This is a genomic window from Microbacterium sp. S1037 (assembly GCF_048381605.1).
Lineage (GTDB): Bacteria > Actinomycetota > Actinomycetes > Actinomycetales > Microbacteriaceae > Microbacterium > Microbacterium testaceum_B.
This window is the reverse complement of sequence record NZ_JBLWIG010000001.1, coordinates 717584-732256: the sequence shown is the minus strand read 5'-3', so window position 1 is coordinate 732256 and position 14673 is coordinate 717584. Positions and strand designations below refer to the sequence as shown.

11 protein-coding genes are annotated in these 14673 nt (G+C 70.3%); 6 read left to right on the top strand and 5 right to left on the bottom strand.

Going from position 1 to position 14673, the window contains the following annotated elements; genetic code table 11:
• Positions 1 to 27 precede the first annotated feature (27 nt).
• The 3 genes from trxB to ACMW4R_RS03185 all read right to left on the bottom strand — a co-directional run bounded on the left by trxB (position 28) and on the right by ACMW4R_RS03185 (position 4957).
• The gene (trxB, locus tag ACMW4R_RS03195; protein WP_081322693.1) at positions 28 to 1014 is read right to left on the bottom strand and encodes a thioredoxin-disulfide reductase; all 987 of its coding nucleotides are present in this window, start codon (positions 1012 to 1014) and stop codon (positions 28 to 30) included.
• A 74-nt stretch (positions 1015 to 1088) separates the two neighbouring features.
• Positions 1089 to 2687 carry a murein biosynthesis integral membrane protein MurJ gene (gene murJ, locus ACMW4R_RS03190; RefSeq protein ID WP_058627695.1) on the bottom strand — a complete coding sequence of 533 codons (1599 nt, stop codon included), beginning with the start codon at positions 2685 to 2687 and terminating at the stop codon, positions 1089 to 1091.
• A complete protein-coding gene (locus ACMW4R_RS03185) occupies positions 2684 to 4957 on the bottom strand; it encodes a DUF6049 family protein (RefSeq protein ID WP_418299137.1) in 2274 nt (757 codons plus the stop codon). Before ACMW4R_RS03185 ends, murJ begins: the two co-directional genes overlap by 4 nt.
• Before the next feature lie 68 nt (positions 4958 to 5025).
• On the opposite strand from ACMW4R_RS03185, the gene ACMW4R_RS03180 reads away from it, so the two are divergent.
• Together ACMW4R_RS03180 and ACMW4R_RS03175 are read left to right on the top strand one after the other, a co-directional pair.
• Positions 5026 to 6540: a DUF7059 domain-containing protein gene (locus tag ACMW4R_RS03180; RefSeq protein WP_418299136.1), complete on the top strand. Its 1515-nt coding sequence runs from the start codon at positions 5026 to 5028 to the stop codon at positions 6538 to 6540.
• Positions 6541 to 6665: 125 nt separating this feature from the next.
• Positions 6666 to 8093 carry a CCA tRNA nucleotidyltransferase gene (locus ACMW4R_RS03175; RefSeq protein ID WP_418299135.1) on the top strand — a complete coding sequence of 476 codons (1428 nt, stop codon included), beginning with the start codon at positions 6666 to 6668 and terminating at the stop codon, positions 8091 to 8093.
• A 304-nt stretch (positions 8094 to 8397) separates the two neighbouring features.
• On the opposite strand, the gene ACMW4R_RS03170 is transcribed toward ACMW4R_RS03175, so the two are convergent.
• Both ACMW4R_RS03170 and ACMW4R_RS03165 read right to left on the bottom strand, forming a co-directional pair.
• Entirely contained in the window at positions 8398 to 9486 is a 1089-nt protein-coding gene (locus tag ACMW4R_RS03170) for a hypothetical protein (RefSeq protein ID WP_418299134.1), read from the bottom strand.
• Positions 9483 to 9839 carry a PadR family transcriptional regulator gene (locus ACMW4R_RS03165; protein WP_418299133.1) on the bottom strand — a complete coding sequence of 119 codons (357 nt, stop codon included), beginning with the start codon at positions 9837 to 9839 and terminating at the stop codon, positions 9483 to 9485. Before ACMW4R_RS03165 ends, ACMW4R_RS03170 begins: the two co-directional genes overlap by 4 nt.
• Before the next feature lie 265 nt (positions 9840 to 10104).
• Between ACMW4R_RS03165 and ACMW4R_RS03160 the strand changes: the two genes are divergently transcribed.
• The 4 genes from ACMW4R_RS03160 to ACMW4R_RS03145 all read left to right on the top strand — a co-directional run bounded on the left by ACMW4R_RS03160 (position 10105) and on the right by ACMW4R_RS03145 (position 14672).
• Positions 10105 to 11394, top strand: a complete 1290-nt coding sequence (locus ACMW4R_RS03160; RefSeq protein ID WP_418299132.1) for a GAF domain-containing protein — start codon at positions 10105 to 10107, stop codon at positions 11392 to 11394.
• Positions 11395 to 11543: 149 nt separating this feature from the next.
• Positions 11544 to 12068 carry a hypothetical protein gene (locus ACMW4R_RS03155; protein WP_418299131.1) on the top strand — a complete coding sequence of 175 codons (525 nt, stop codon included), beginning with the start codon at positions 11544 to 11546 and terminating at the stop codon, positions 12066 to 12068.
• A gap of 338 nt (positions 12069 to 12406) precedes the next feature.
• A complete protein-coding gene (locus ACMW4R_RS03150) occupies positions 12407 to 13957 on the top strand; it encodes an aldehyde dehydrogenase family protein (protein ID WP_058627701.1) in 1551 nt (516 codons plus the stop codon).
• A 316-nt stretch (positions 13958 to 14273) separates the two neighbouring features.
• Complete coding sequence (locus ACMW4R_RS03145; protein ID WP_058596217.1) at positions 14274 to 14672, top strand: DUF779 domain-containing protein; 399 nt, start codon at positions 14274 to 14276, stop codon at positions 14670 to 14672.
• The last annotated feature ends 1 nt before the right edge of the window (position 14673 follow it).

Here is a 14673-nt window from a genome sequence, read left to right as displayed (position 1 = left end):
AAACGCCTGGGGGCGTCGAATTGTTCCTCAGACCACCGCAGCGTCGGGCAGGCCCTCGATGAGGCTGTCGGCGACGGCGGGTTCGCCGGCCTCGCCACGCGCCGCGAGGAAGTGCTCCACGTCGAGGGCGGCCACCGTGCCACTGCCGGCCGCAGTGATGGCCTGGCGGTACGTGGGGTCGATCACGTCGCCGGCGGCGAAGACACCCTCGACCGACGTGCGCGACGAGCGTCCATCGACCCAGATCGTGCCCTGGTCGGTGAGCTGCAGCTTGTCGTGCACGAGGTGCGTGCGCGGGTCGTTGCCGATCGCGACGAACAGGCCGTCGAGGGGCAGCTCGCGCGTGGTGTCGTCGACGGTCGAGCGCAGGCGGACGCCGGAGACGGCCTCGTCGCCGAGGATCTCGTCGACCGCGCTGTTCCAGATGAACTCGATCTTGGGGTTCGCGAAAGCGCGCTCCTGCATGATCTTCGAGGCGCGCAGGGTGTCCTTGCGGTGGATGATGTACACCTTCGATGCGAACTTGGTGAGGAAGTTGGCCTCCTCCATCGCGGAGTCACCGCCGCCGACGACCGCGATCGTGCGGTCGCGGAAGAAGAACCCGTCGCACGTGGCACACCACGAGACGCCGCGGCCCGACAGGCGGTCCTCACCCTCGAGCCCGAGCTTGCGGTACGCCGAGCCGGTGGCATAGATGACCGAAACGGCCTCTTCGACCTTGCCGCTGCCCAGCGTGACCTTCTTCACGGGCCCGTCGAGCTCGAGCGACACGACGTCGTCGTACAGCACCTCGGCGCCGAAACGTTCGGCCTGGGCCTGCATCTTGGCCATGAGGTCGGGGCCCTGGATGCCCTCGGGGAACCCGGGGAAGTTCTCGACCTCGGTCGTGTTCATGAGGTCGCCGCCGGCTTCGACGGAGCTCGCGACGACGAGGGGCTCGAGGTTGGCCCGGGCGGCGTAGATGGCGGCCGTGTAGCCGGCAGGACCCGACCCGATGATGATGACGTGACGCACGATTGCGCCTTCCTCTCGTTGATTCCGTCGGATGAAACCCATGGTAGCCGCGGGGTATTCCGCGGGGCTGGGGGCTAGCGTCGGGGCAGGAACCGGCGCATGAGTGAGAACGCCGACGCTACCTCGGGGGTACGGAACAGGGCCAGGATGCCGACGTACACCGCCACCACGACAGCTCCGATGAGGCCGGCTCCGGCCGCGCCGGCGAGAGAGCTCGTCGTCATCCAGCCGGTCGATCCCCCGAGGAGCGAGAGAACGACGAATCCGGCCATCGCAGCCGGAATCGACGCGAGCGTGAACTTCACCAGCGCGGGGAGCCACGCGGCAGTCCCGATCCCGCCGAGGCGCCGGTGCAGCAGAACGCTCGCAACGACGACCTGCACGATGCTGGCGAACGACTGGGTGAGGGCCACCCCCGCGGCGAGGACGCTGCGATCGAGGAGGAGGCCCGCGAGAACCGCGCCACCGGCCACGAGGGCGCACTGCAGCAGCGTGAAGAAGAACGGGGTCCGAGTGTCGTTGTACGCGTAGAACGTCCGCTGCACGACGAACAGGACGGCCAGAGGCACGAGGCAGAGCAGGAAGCACAGGAGCACCGGAGCGGCTGCGGTCGCCTGGTCCGCGCCGTTGGTGAAGATGCGGCTGGCGGGTACCGCGGCCACGGCGAGGGCGGCAGCGGCCACGACGATGAAGAAGCCGAGCGTACGGATGCTGCGAGCGATGTCGGCCCGCACCTCGTCGTGCCGTTCGGATGCCGCGTGCTCGCTGAGCTGGGTGAAGTACGGCGTCCCGATCGAGAGCACGATGATCGAGTACGGGAGCATGAAGAGCAGCCAGGCGTTCTGCGACGCGAAGATCGCCGGATCCTCTCCCGAGGCGCCCGAGAGCACGTTCGACTGCACGATGCCGGCGAGCTGACCCGCGACGACCATGAGGAACGTCCAGCCCGCCAGCCGCGCGATGTGGCGCAGCCCCACGCCCTTCCACTGGAAGTCGGGCCGCAGCGCGAGGCCGGCCCGCCGCCAGAAGAACAGCAGCACCAGGGTCTGAACGACGATGCCCGCCGTCGCCGTTCCTGCCAGTACCGCGATCATGCTCGGGGTCCAGGCATCGACTCGGGTCTGGGGGCCGCCGAAGATGAGGATGAACGCCCCGAAGCCGGCGATCGAGACGATGTTGTTGACGATGGGTGCCCACGTGTAGGGGCCGAACACCCGTCGAGCGTTGAGGATCTCCCCGAGCAGCGCATAGAGGCCGTAGAAGAAGATCTGCGGAAGGCACCAGTAGGCGAAAGCCGTCGACAGCGCGAGTTGGTCCGGCGTGAACTTGCTTGCGTACACCTGCACGAGGAACGGGGCGGCGATCATCGCGAGGGCGGTCGCGGCGACCAGTCCCACCGTCCCAAGCGTGAAGAGCTTCGAGATGAAGGCCTGACCGCCGTCGGCGTGCGCAGCGGCCTTCACGATCTGCGGGACGACGACCGCGGTCAGCAGGCCGGTCGAGATGATCGCGTAGATGTTGTTGGGCAGCTGGTTCGCGACGGCGAACGCGTCACCCGCGCCGCTGATCGACCCGATCGCGGCGACGAGCACGATCGTGCGGAGCAGGCCACTGACCCGCGAGACGACAGTGCCCGCCCCGATGAGGACGCTCGCGCGACCGATGCTGCTCACGGGTGGGACTCCTCGGTGGCGTTGACGTCGGGGGCGTTGACGTCGGTGGCGTCGACGTCGGGGGCGTTGGTGGGGTCATCGAGGGCATCGCCTTCGGCGGGGGCGCGTCCGTCGGCCGGCTCGTCATCGGGTGTCGGCTCCGGCTCCTGGCCGGCGGCGACGCGCCGTCGGCGCGCGAGAGTTCGGATCACGCCCACGCTGAGGAAGACGACGACGAGCACGATCACGACGATGAGGCCGATGCTCTCCCACTCGGCGCGCACTTCGACGTCGACGACCTGCGGGGCACCGACGGGCTCTCCGGTGGGGCTGTAGAGCTGAAGAGCGACGCTGACCTCGCCGTTGGCCAGTCGCGCCTCGACGGGGACCTCGACGCGCGTGTTCGCCGACGCTTGGGCCTCGACCGGGGTGCGATCCTGGACCCGCAGTCGCGCATCGTCGGGACGGACCGCGAGCACCACCGAGATCGGCCACGGGAGGTCGTTGCGCACCCACGGCCGCAGCGGCGCGCTCGAGCTCACCAGGCGGAAATCGGACGACAGGATGCCGACCGCGTTCAGGGTGGTCTGCGTCGCGGCGCGGTGATCGGAGACGGCCGTGCGGGCGGCATCCCCGGTCCATCCCACGCTCAGCACCTGCAGGACCTCGGCGCGCTCTCGACCGGTGAGCAGGTCGGGCTGCTCGAGGATCGTCGCGAACCGATCGATGACCTGCTCGTCGGCGACGAGGTTCGTCACATCGTCGACCCGGGTGCCGTCGATCGCGGCATCGACGAGCGAGATCGCGGATGCCGGCTGCCCGGCGATCGCGTCGAGGGTCGTTCCGGTGAAGCCCGGCGCGGTCGTGACCGCCGTCATGGTGGCGCGGAGGCTCCCGCGCGAGCGGTCCGTGCCGCGGTCGAGGACGGCGAGGACGGGACGGTCGCCGTTCGCGGCGCGCGCGAACGAGAGATAACCCAGTGCCGCGGCGAGGTCGCCTCCCCGTCGTGTCGTGTCGTTCTCGCCGGCCGCACGGGTCAGCGCCGCCGAGACCTCGGCGTCATACACGGGGGTGGACACTCCTCCGACGCTGGCGTTCGCCGGGACGGCCTCGCCCGCACCGGCGACGGTGCTCGAGGGAACCAGGACCCGCGTGGGGGCGTCCACGGTTCCCTGACCGCCGAGAGCGGCCACCGTGTCGGCACCCGCGGAGCCGGAGGCCGGCCAGTAGACCGACGGTGTCGCGGAGCCGATGTCGAGCAGGGTCGCCAGGTCGGGGAGCGTCGGCTGCCCCGGGGTCGCGGAGGGATCCGGTGACGGGCTCGCGACCGCGGGGGGCTGCGTGAAATCGCTCGCCGTCATGTACGACTGGAGAGAGGTCGGGGCGAGGGGGGCCGTGAGCCCGGCGCGCAGCTGCGATGCCAGGTCGGCATCGCCGAACTGCAGAGCGAAGCGTTCGTTGGGCAGCGACAGCAGTCTCTGGAGCCACGCCACGGCGGTGGGAGGTGCCGACGAGCCGAGTGCGCGGATGGATGCCACGATCGCCGGGTCGATTGCGAGGGTCGCCCGCGTGCCGTCGACGGCGTCGAGCTGGGCCGAGAGGGGACCGTCCACCGCCGTGAGGTCGACGAGCTCGTTGGCGGTGAGCAGGCCACGCGTCATCGGGGAAGCGGTGATGGGAACGACGAGTCCCAGGGGCGTCGGGGTCCCCCCGTCGGCGGTCACCACGACGACGCTGAGCGCCGAGAGGCCGTCATCCGTGCGGGCGAGAAGCGGGTACACCCCTGCGGGCCGGCCGGCCACCGCGGCATCGGTGGCGGGCACGCTGAACGTCGTCGACGCCTGCGAGCCGGAGGGAGTGGCATCCAGGATCCCGGTGGCGATCTGCTGCAGCGTCACGCCGGTCGCGTCGCCGTCGAGCCAGCGCGTCAGGGCGGTGTCGTCGGCGAGGGCCTGCGTGCCGATCGAAAGCGCCACGGCGGAGGCGGAGAGAGCGCTTCCGCCGCTGGGGTTCGCTCGGGTCGCGGTCGCGGTGAGCGCGTCCCCGCTGCGCAGGATGCCGTTGGCCGCCGGTGCGACCGCGAGCACCGGTGCGGCGTTCGCCGTGGCCGAGGGCGTCGGCGTGGCCGTCGGAGCAGCCACGGCCGCCGCGGGAGCGGCCAGACCCAGCGCCAGGGCGGTTGCCGCGAGGGTCGCCAGCAGCCGGCGCGTGAGAGGGCGCCGCAGCACGGGTGAGCCAGAGGGCTGGGAGATCACGGTCATACGAGCGTCGGTGGGCGAGGGGTCTCGCACCGCGACGAGTCTAGGGCCGCCCACCTCGGAGCCCCCCGATAGCCTCGCGGAGACGGTTGAATGGAGCGGTGCTTCCCGAACCCGATCCGACGCTGTGCCGCCTCCTCGCCGACGACCTGCGGGCGGCGGGCTACCGCAGCGCCGAGCTGAGGAGCGCTTGGGGCCCACAGGCCGACGACGCCGTCGCACGCGGACTGCTCGGTCCCGCGATGCGCGCGCTGGGCGACCGGCGCGATCCGCTCGCGGTGCTGGGCCGGTTGTGGGGGCTCGGCCGTGCGGTGACGCGCGACGACCTGGCGACCGCTCTGCCGTCGGTCGGCGTTGCGGGAGTCGTCGCTCTCGGGCTCGTCGCAGAGGACGGGGACGCTGTGGCTCCCATGGTTCTCGTCCGCCCGCAGGCCATCGCCGACGCGGACGGCGAGGAGGAGTGGTGGATCGCGAGCGACCTCGACGAGGCGGCGCTGGGCGGCCCTCTTCCCGAGGATCACGTGCTGGGCGTCGGCGGAGCGTCGCAGACGCTCGCGCGGCTGCAGGTCACCTGGCGCGCCGCTTCTGCTCTCGACATCGGCACGGGGTGCGGCATCCAGGCTCTTCGCCTGCGGCGCCTGGTGCCGCGAGTGGTCGCCACCGACATCTCCGAACGGGCCTTGCGGTTCACCCGCCTGAACGCCCTCCTGAACGACGTCGACGGGATCGAGACGCGGCACGGTTCGCTCTTCGAACCCGTCGAGGGAGAGGTGTTCGAGCGGGTGGCATCCAATCCTCCGTTCGTCATCACTCCGCGTGTGGCGGGGGTTCCGGCGTACGAGTACCGCGACGGAGGGCTCGAGGGTGACGCTCTCGTGGCCTCCGTGATCGCCAGCGTCGGAGCGCACCTCGCACCGGGCGGAGTGGCGCAGTCGCTCGGCAACTGGGAGTACCGCGACGGCAAGAGCGGGCTGGACCGGGTGAAGGGGTGGGTCGATCCCGAGCTGGATGCCTGGGTGATCGAGCGCGAGGTGCTGGATCCGCTCGCGTACGCCGAGCTGTGGGTGCGCGACGGCGGGACGGTGCCGGGGACACCCGCGTACGCCGGTCTGATCGACGCCTGGCTCGAGGACTTCGACCGGCGCGGGGTCACGGGGATCGGCTTCGGGTACGTGCTCCTGCGTCGACCGCTCGCCGGGGCTCCGACGTTGGCGCGCTACGAGCGGGTCGCCGGCGGCGGTGAGGCGGCGTTCGGTCCGCACCTGGCGGCGTGCCTCGAGGAGCACGACCGCGCCGCCCTGATCGACGACGACGGACTGGCCGCCGCGACCCTTCGTGTGGCGTCCGACGTCACGGAGGCCCGGCACCACCGCCCCGGAGAGGAGTCTCCGTCGGTGATCGAGCTGCGCCAGGGCGGAGGCTTCGGTCGCACGATCGAGGTCGACCCGGCGCTCGCCGCCCTCGTCGGTGCGTGCGACGGAGACCTCGCCGTGGGACCGCTGGTCGGTGCGATCGCGGAGCTTCTCGAGGTGGATGCCGATGACCTCCGCGCCGACCTCCTCCCCCGCGTGCGTGAGCTCATCGTCGCCGGGTTCCTGCGCTTCCTCGACGCATAGGCGCCGCGGCGGTCGAGTGTCCGGAACACGCCGCAACGCGTGAGCCCGGTACGGCGTTTCTCGGACACTCGGCGTCATGGGGTGCCGCAGGTGCGCTGTCGGCGGCCCCGGATAGGCTCGAAAGCATGCTGAACATGGCCGAGGGTCTCGCGCGCCTCGAAGAGCTCGCCGCGCATCCCGTGGTCGCCACCCTGGCCCGCGTCTTCGCCGACGCGGGGCGCGATCTCGCGATCGTGGGCGGCCCGGTGCGCGACGCGCTGCTCGGGCGCGTGACGCACGACTTCGACTTCACCACCGATGCCCGCCCCGACGAGATCCTCGCGCTCGTGAAGCCCGTGTCGTCGGTGCAGTGGGACGTGGGACGGGCCTTCGGCACGATCGGCGCCCGCGTGAAGGGCGAGCAGGTCGAGATCACGACCTATCGCGCCGACAGCTACGACGGCGTCACCCGCAAGCCCACCGTCGAGTTCGGCGACACGCTCGAAGCCGACCTCAGCCGTCGCGACTTCACCGTCAACGCGATGGCGCTGCGCGTCCCCGCGCGGACGCTCGTCGACCCGACCGGCGGCGTCGAAGACCTCATCGCCGGACGCCTGCGCACCCCGATCGACCCGGCCGTGAGCTTCGGCGACGACCCGCTGCGCATGTTGCGCGGGGCGCGCTTCTCGTCGCAGCTCGAGTTCGCGATCGACCCCGACACCCTCGACGCGATGAGCGCTCTGCGCGAGACGCTCCGGATCGTCAGTCCCGAGCGGGTCCAGGCCGAGCTCGTGCGGCTTCTCCAGACCGATGATCCGGTGCGTGGCATCCGGGTCCTGGTCGAGACCCGGTTGATCGACGAGTTCCTCCCCGAGGTCCCCGCGCTGCGGCTCGAGGTCGATGAGCACCACCACCACAAAGACGTCTACGAGCACTCGCTCACGGTGCTGCGGCAGGCCATCGCGCTCGAGAAGGAGCGGAATCCGGATGCCGCGCCCGACGTGCCCCTCCGCCTCGCGGCCCTGCTGCACGACATCGGCAAGCCGGCGACCCGGCGACTGGAGCCCGGCGGTGGCGTCACCTTCCACCATCACGACATCAAGGGCGCGCGGATGGCACGCAAGCGCCTTCAGGCGCTGCGGTTCGACGCGGCGACCACGACGACCGTCTCGCGCCTGATCGAGTTGCACCTGCGCTTCTTCGGCTACGCGGAAGGGGCGTGGACGGATGCCGCGGTGCGGCGTTACGTCCGCGACGCGGGGGACGAGCTCGAGCGGCTGCACATCCTCACGCGGGCGGACGTGACCACGCGGAACAAGCGCAAGGCCCAGCGCCTGGCATCCGCCTACGACGACATCGAAACGCGGATCGCGACGCTGCGCGAGCAGGAGGAGATCGACGCGATCCGGCCCGAGCTCGACGGCAACCGCATCCAGGAGGTGCTGGGGCTGACGCCGGGCCGCGAGGTCGGCGAGGCGTATCGCTTCCTGCTCGATCTGCGACTCGATGAGGGCGTGGTGGGCGAAGAAGAGGCCGAGCGGCGTCTTCGGGACTGGTGGGCCGCGCGGAGCTGACGCGAGTCGCGGCGGGGTGTCGTGTGCGGCCCGGCGTCGTGTGCGGCCGGGCGTTGTGTGCCGTCGCGCGGAGTTCGGCCCCGACACGCCGGTCCGGAGCCGTCGGGAACGGCGTGTCGGGGCCGAACTCCGCACGACGGCGCGCGTTCAGCGGGCGGGAGACGGCCGGGGCGTGATTCGACGCCCCCAATCCGCCGAATCACGCCCCGAGTTCGGGATGCCTACTCCTCCTCGTCGCGGGCGTCCTCCAGCGCGGCGATCACGAGGTGGGTGAGGTCGATGCTCACGATGCGCGGCTCGTCGCTCACGGGGTCACCGCCGCGTCGGTGGGGCTCGGCGACGGCTGAGGCGTGGGCCCGGCAGTCGTTCCGGCGGAAGACGCCGCGTCGGTAGGGACGGGCTGAACGCGCAGGAAGGGGAACGCCGGCGCGGTCGCTTTCCTGACGTCCTCGACCGAATCCCAGCTCATCACGCCCGCCGGGATCTCGTGCAGCGGATAGATGTTCCACGCGTCGGCGGCGCCGGGTGCCGTGTAGGGCACGGGCACGGGACCGCCCCCGCCGTAGAAGTAGTTGTCGAAGGGAGCGTTGCCGTTCGCGTTGCCGACGGTCGTGAGCGGAGTGCCGTCCTGATCGAACAGCTGCACGGTCGGGATCGCGTTGCCGTCGGCGTCGAACGCGAAGATGTTGCGGACGCGCTGACCGTCGAGCGACAGACCCGACGTGTAGGGCGCCGCGAGGACGTCGTGCGATCCATCCCACACCAGGGACTGCATGTTGCTGCCGATCGCCACGAGCGTGAACGGGGTCAGGACCACGACCACGATGGTCACCGCGGTGCGGAAACCGCGGACGATGGCGTTGGGCGCCCATCGTCCACGACCCCACTGCACGCTCACCAGCAGGAGCACCGCCAGGAGCACGATGCCCGGGAACTGCACCGCCCCGATCAGGTACGCGAGCGCACCCGACACCGAGCCGTACCCCGACCAGAAGAGCGGCGCGATGAAGAGGTACAGCACCACCGCGCGCAGGACCCACCAGATCGGACGGAGGGATGCCAGCAGGTCGAGCAGCCAGGCACCGGCCGGGTTGCGACGGATCTGTGCCTCGACAGACGTCCGGGCGTTCGAGAGTCGCTGGCGGAACGGCGTGCGTTTCGTCGCGGGAGCATCGCCGCGTTCCGGCAGCCCCGCGGCCGCACGAAGCTCGGCGGCGTAGGTCGCAGCATCCGGAATCGTGAAACCGTCACCGGCCTCGGCGGCCTGATCCGACAGGTCGGCCTCGAGGCCGTCGAGCAGGTCGTCGACTTCGTCGACGGGGAGGTCGTCGAGGTGCGCGCGCACCGCGGAGGCGAAGGCGCGGATGTCGTCGCGGACGGGCGTGGTGATCATCGGGCTTCTCCGATCGTGCGCAGTTTCGTGGTCGTGGTGTCGTCGAGGAGCGTGGTCATGGCGGAGGAGAAGTGAGCCCAGCTCGCGCGTTGCGCGGCGAGCAGCTCACGGCCCTGCGGGTTGATCGCGTAGTACTTGCGGTGCGGTCCCCCGTCGCTCGGCACGACGTAGCTCGACAGGGCGCCTGCCGAGTAGAGACGGCGGAGCGTGCCGTACACCGAGGCATCCCCCACCTCGCCGAGCCCCGCTTCGCGCAGGCGTCGCACGATGTCGTACCCGTACCCGTCGTCGTGCTGCACGACCGCCAACACGGCGGCATCCAGCACTCCCTTCAATAGCTGCGTCGTATCCACACGCGGCCCCCCTTCGCTTGTCTGCCTCGGACAGTACCACGCAGTGCGCAGTAGTGCGGGGTGCGGAACGTGTTTTCCCCTATCTGTACCTCGGCCCCCCGGTCCGTGGCGGGCCGTCGCGCGGAGTCCGGGGCCGACACGCCGCGTGGACCAGCCGCAGAACGGCGTGTCGCGCCGTGAGTCCGCGTGACGGTACCGCCCCTCCCGCCCGGGCGACGACCGACTTACACTGGGAGCCTCCTCCGTCACCGCCGATGGGAGTGCCGTGCCTTCTCCGTGGTCGCGACCGCCGATCTCCTCCGAGACATCGGGGCTGTTGATCGCGCGAGCGCACGAGGAGCTACTCGCGGGCAACGAGGAGGATCGGCGGCTGAACGACGTGCGGCCGCTCGTGCAGGAGTCGTGGCGGCGGTCGTTGGCATCCCTCGTGGGACCGGAGGGACTCCCCTCGCTCGACCTCGCGAGCGACGAGCTCGAGGCGTATCGCCGCGCGCATCCGCTCGCCGGGGTGATGGACATGGTTCGCGCTCTTCTGCTGCCCGGAACGGCCGAGGAGTCGGGCGTCGTCGTGGCCGTGGGCGACGCGGCCGGCCGGCTGCTGTGGGTCGAGGGCGACCGGCACATCCGGGCCCTGACCGGCGACATGGGCTTCGTCGCGGGCGCGAACTGGGCGGAGGATGCCGTCGGCACCTCGGCCCCGGGAACGGCTCTGACCCTCGACCGGTCGGTGCAGATCCGCGGTGCCGAGCATTTCAATCGGCTCGTGCAACCGTGGTCATGCACCGCGGCACCCGTGCACGACCCGGAATCGCGACGCCTCCTCGGGGTGATCGACGTGACGGGAGGCCCCGAGGCGGTGACTCCGCAAGCGCAGTTGCTCGTGGATGCCACGGCCCGGGCGATCGAGAGCGAGATCCTCGTCGCGCGCCTCCGGGCGCAGCAGGCGCCCCCGCCGAGAAGATCGGCACCGTCCCGCGCGCTGCTGCGCATCCTCGGTCGCGACCGCGCGGTGCTCGAGGCCGGGGGAGAGACGCTCGAGCTGAGCGCCCGTCACGCGGAGATCCTGCTGCTGCTCGCCGTCCATCGCGAGGGTCTGTCCGCCGAGGCGTTGAGCGAGGCGGTCTACGGTCATGCCGTCGTCGAGACGCTCCGTCCCGAGATGGTGCGTCTGCGGCGCGCGCTCGCCCCCGTCGCACCGCGCCTGGTTCCGGCATCCCGTCCGTACCGGCTGCCCGACGGACTCGAGACCGACGCGCAGCACGTGCTGTCGCTCCTCGACCGCGGGGCGCACCGCGTGGCGCTCGCCGCCTATGCCGGCCCGGTGCTGCCCGAATCGGACGCGCCGGGCGTCGTCGACCTGCGCGAGTCGGTGCGCTCGGCGCTGCGCGAGGCCCTGCTCGCCGAGGCGAGCATCGACGTGCTGCTCGCGTACGCCGACATGGCGGATGCGCGCGACGACGAGGAGGTGCTGCGGCTGTGCCTGAGCATGCTGCCCGCGCGGTCTCCGAAGCGCGCGGGACTGGTCGCACGGGTGGAGCGGCTCGAGCGCGGGTGATGCGTTCGCGCCTTTCTGCGCGTATTCCTGCACCGGCATGTCCCACTTCGTGCGGATATCGCGCTGACATCTCGCGCGAAGTGGGACACGTGACATCGGGATGCGGCCCCGGGGTGCCCGATGTCGGAGGCCCTCGTTACGCTGAACATATGGACGAAAAGGCGCTCGACATCTTCTCGGCAGCTCGCGCTCGGCGCGACGTGGGGCGCATTCGTGAGGCGCTCGCCGAGGTCAAGGCGGGCGATGTCGCCCGGGTGATCGTCCGTTCCCCGCGTTACGGGCTGTACGCGATCGAGGGAACCGTACGCATCGGTGTGGGCGGGCAGCCGCTCGTCGGCGACATCATCCTGGGCACGAGCTCCGAGATCCAGCGGATCGACGTGGGGATCGAGCCTCCCGAGCCGGCGCTCACGGCCGATGTCGTCGACCCGTCTGCCCTTCCCCACGGCACGCCCGTGCGGGTCACCTTCGCAACACCGACGAACCACACCTTCGCCCTGACCGGGCCCATCACCGCCGGCAACGATCGCTTCCTCCTCGTCGGCAGTTGGATCGTCGCCGACGACCGCACGATCGCGCCGCGCGTCATCAGCATCGAGCGCCTCGACGACATCGACCTGCACGAGGTGAACGTCCCGCCCCTGCGCTCGGTCCTGGCGGACGCCGACGCCTGACGGTACGCGCGGAACGGATGCCACGGCCTCGGGGTCGTGGCATCCGTAGCTTCCGGTGCCTGCGCCGTAGTTGTGGGGCGCGGCCGCTGGGCATGCGTGATGTCGCGTGCTGTCCGTGCGGGGCATGCGCGACGCAGCCCAGGTGAACGGATTCGGACGCGCGCAGCGGATTCGGATCGAACGGGCAGCGCCATCCGAATCCGATGCACCTCTCCGATTCCGGTGGCCAGGCCTGAGGCACATGCGGATGCAACCCGATGCAACCTCCCCCGGCGTACCGTCGGCGCATCGCCGCTCGAAGCCGTCGCGGCGACTCATGACCGTCGAAGGAGACACGCATGACCATCGTCGAAGAAGGCGTCTCGAGCGTCTATGCCGCCCCCGGCACCCGCGGGGCCGTCGCCGAGTACCGCTCGCGGTACGGGCACTACATCGGCGGCGAGTGGGTCGAACCGCACAGCGGTGAGTACTTCGAGAACATCACCCCCGTCACCGGCAAGCCGTTCTGCGAGGTCGGCCGCGGCGACGCGCACGACATCGACAGAGCGGTGGATGCCGCGTGGAAGGCGTTCGCGAGCTGGAAGAAGACCACGCCCGCCGAGCGCAGCGTCATCCTGAACAGAATCGCGGACCGGATCGAGGAGAACCTCGAGAGAATCGCCGTCGCGGAGACGTGGGAGAACGGCAAGCCGGTGCGCGAGACGCTCGCGGCCGACATCCCGCTGACCGTCGACCACTTCCGCTACTTCGCCGGCGTGCTGCGCGCACAGGAGGGCTCGCTGAGCCAGCTCGACGAGAACACCGTCGCGTACCACTTCAACGAACCGCTCGGTGTGGTGGGCCAGATCATCCCGTGGAACTTCCCCATTCTCATGGCGGCATGGAAGCTCGCGCCGGCCCTCGCCGCGGGCAACTGCGTCGTGATCAAGCCGGCGGAGCAGACCCCGGCATCCCTGCTGTTCCTCTTCGACATCATCGGCGACCTGCTCCCCGCGGGCGTGGTCAACATCGTCAACGGCTTCGGCATCGAGGCGGGTGCCCCGCTCGCGCAGCACAAGCGGATCCGCAAGATCGCGTTCACCGGCGAGACGACGACCGGGCGCCTGATCATGCAGTACGCCTCGCAGAACCTCATCCCGGTGACGCTCGAGCTCGGGGGCAAGAGCCCGAACGTGTTCTTCGAAGACGTGGCGCTGCGCAGCGACGACGCGTACTACGACAAGGCGCTCGAGGGATTCACGATGTTCGCGCTCAACCAGGGCGAGGTGTGCACGTGCCCCTCGCGGTCGCTCATCCAGCGCTCGATCTACGACCAGTTCCTCGGTGACGGCCTCGAGCGCGTGAAGAAGGTGCGTCAGGGGAACCCGCTCGACCCCGAGACGATGATCGGTGCGCAGGCCTCGAACGACCAGCTCGAGAAGATCCTGTCGTACATCGACATCGGCAAGCAGGGCGGCGCGAAGCTGCTCATGGGCGGCGAGCGGGTCGACCTCGGCGGTGACCTCTCGGGCGGCTACTACGTCGCGCCGACGGTGTTCGAGGGCACGAACGACATGCGCATCTTCCAGGAGGAGATCTTCGGGCCGGTGCTCTCGGTCACGTCGTTCGACGACTTCGACGACGCCATCTCCATCGCCAACGACACCCTGTACGGTCTCGGTGCCGGTGTGTGGAGCCGCAGCGGCGACACCGCGTACCGCGCAGGTCGTGCGATCGAGGCGGGACGCGTCTGGACGAACACGTACCACCAGTACCCCGCGCACGCCGCGTTCGGCGGCTACAAGCAGTCGGGCATCGGCCGCGAGAACCACCTCAAGATGCTCGACCACTACCAGCAGACGAAGAACCTGCTCGTGTCGTATGCCGAAGGGGCGATGGGCTTCTTCTGATCGGCGGAGCCGGGGCCGCGGCGGGTGGCCCTGGTTCCGTGACCCCCGGGTTAGTCCCGGGGGTCACACCCGCTCGGCTCGGGCCGCTTCGCGGCCGCGGCCCTGTTGTGTCAGTGCGTGTCCCGTTTCGTGCGAGTTGCATCGGCTGAACCCGGACGTTGTGGGACATGGCTGTGGGTGGCGGATGTGGCGTGCCCCTGTTGTGTCAGTGCATGTCCCACTTATGGCTACTTCGCATGGACCCTCGTCCCACTTATGGCTGGTTACGGGACCTGCAGCCGACAAATTTTGGGACACGAACCGAAAGGAGCGGGACATGGTGACCCAGCTCTCCCGCGTCGACGTGACGGATGCCGCGGCCGCGCTGCTGCGCGACCTGACGGCGAAGCACGGCCCGCTGATGTTCCACCAGTCCGGTGGGTGCTGCGACGGCAGTTCGCCGATGTGTTACCCGGTGGGGATGTTCCTGACCGGACCGAGTGACGTGCGCCTCGGTGACATTGAGGTCGGCCTGGATGACCCGATCGAGGTCTACATGTCGGAGTCGCAGTTCGAGTACTGGAAGTTCACGCACCTCACGATCGACGTCGTGCCGGGGCGCGGAGCCGGGTTCTCGGTGGAGGGGCCGACGGGGATGCGGTTCCTCATCCGGTCGCGGATGCTGACGGAGGAGGAGGCGGTGGCGTTCGGGGTGGGTGCTCCTGCCGAAGGCTGAG

Coding starts and splice junctions, on each gene's coding strand:
- ACMW4R_RS03175 (WP_418299135.1), top strand. CDS start 6,666: ATGCTGAACATGGCCGAGGGTCTCGCGCGCCTCGAAGAGCTCGCCGCG.
- ACMW4R_RS03170 (WP_418299134.1), bottom strand. CDS start 9,486: ATGATCACCACGCCCGTCCGCGACGACATCCGCGCCTTCGCCTCCGCG.
- ACMW4R_RS03155 (WP_418299131.1), top strand. CDS start 11,544: ATGGACGAAAAGGCGCTCGACATCTTCTCGGCAGCTCGCGCTCGGCGC.
- ACMW4R_RS03150 (WP_058627701.1), top strand. CDS start 12,407: ATGACCATCGTCGAAGAAGGCGTCTCGAGCGTCTATGCCGCCCCCGGC.
- ACMW4R_RS03145 (WP_058596217.1), top strand. CDS start 14,274: ATGGTGACCCAGCTCTCCCGCGTCGACGTGACGGATGCCGCGGCCGCG.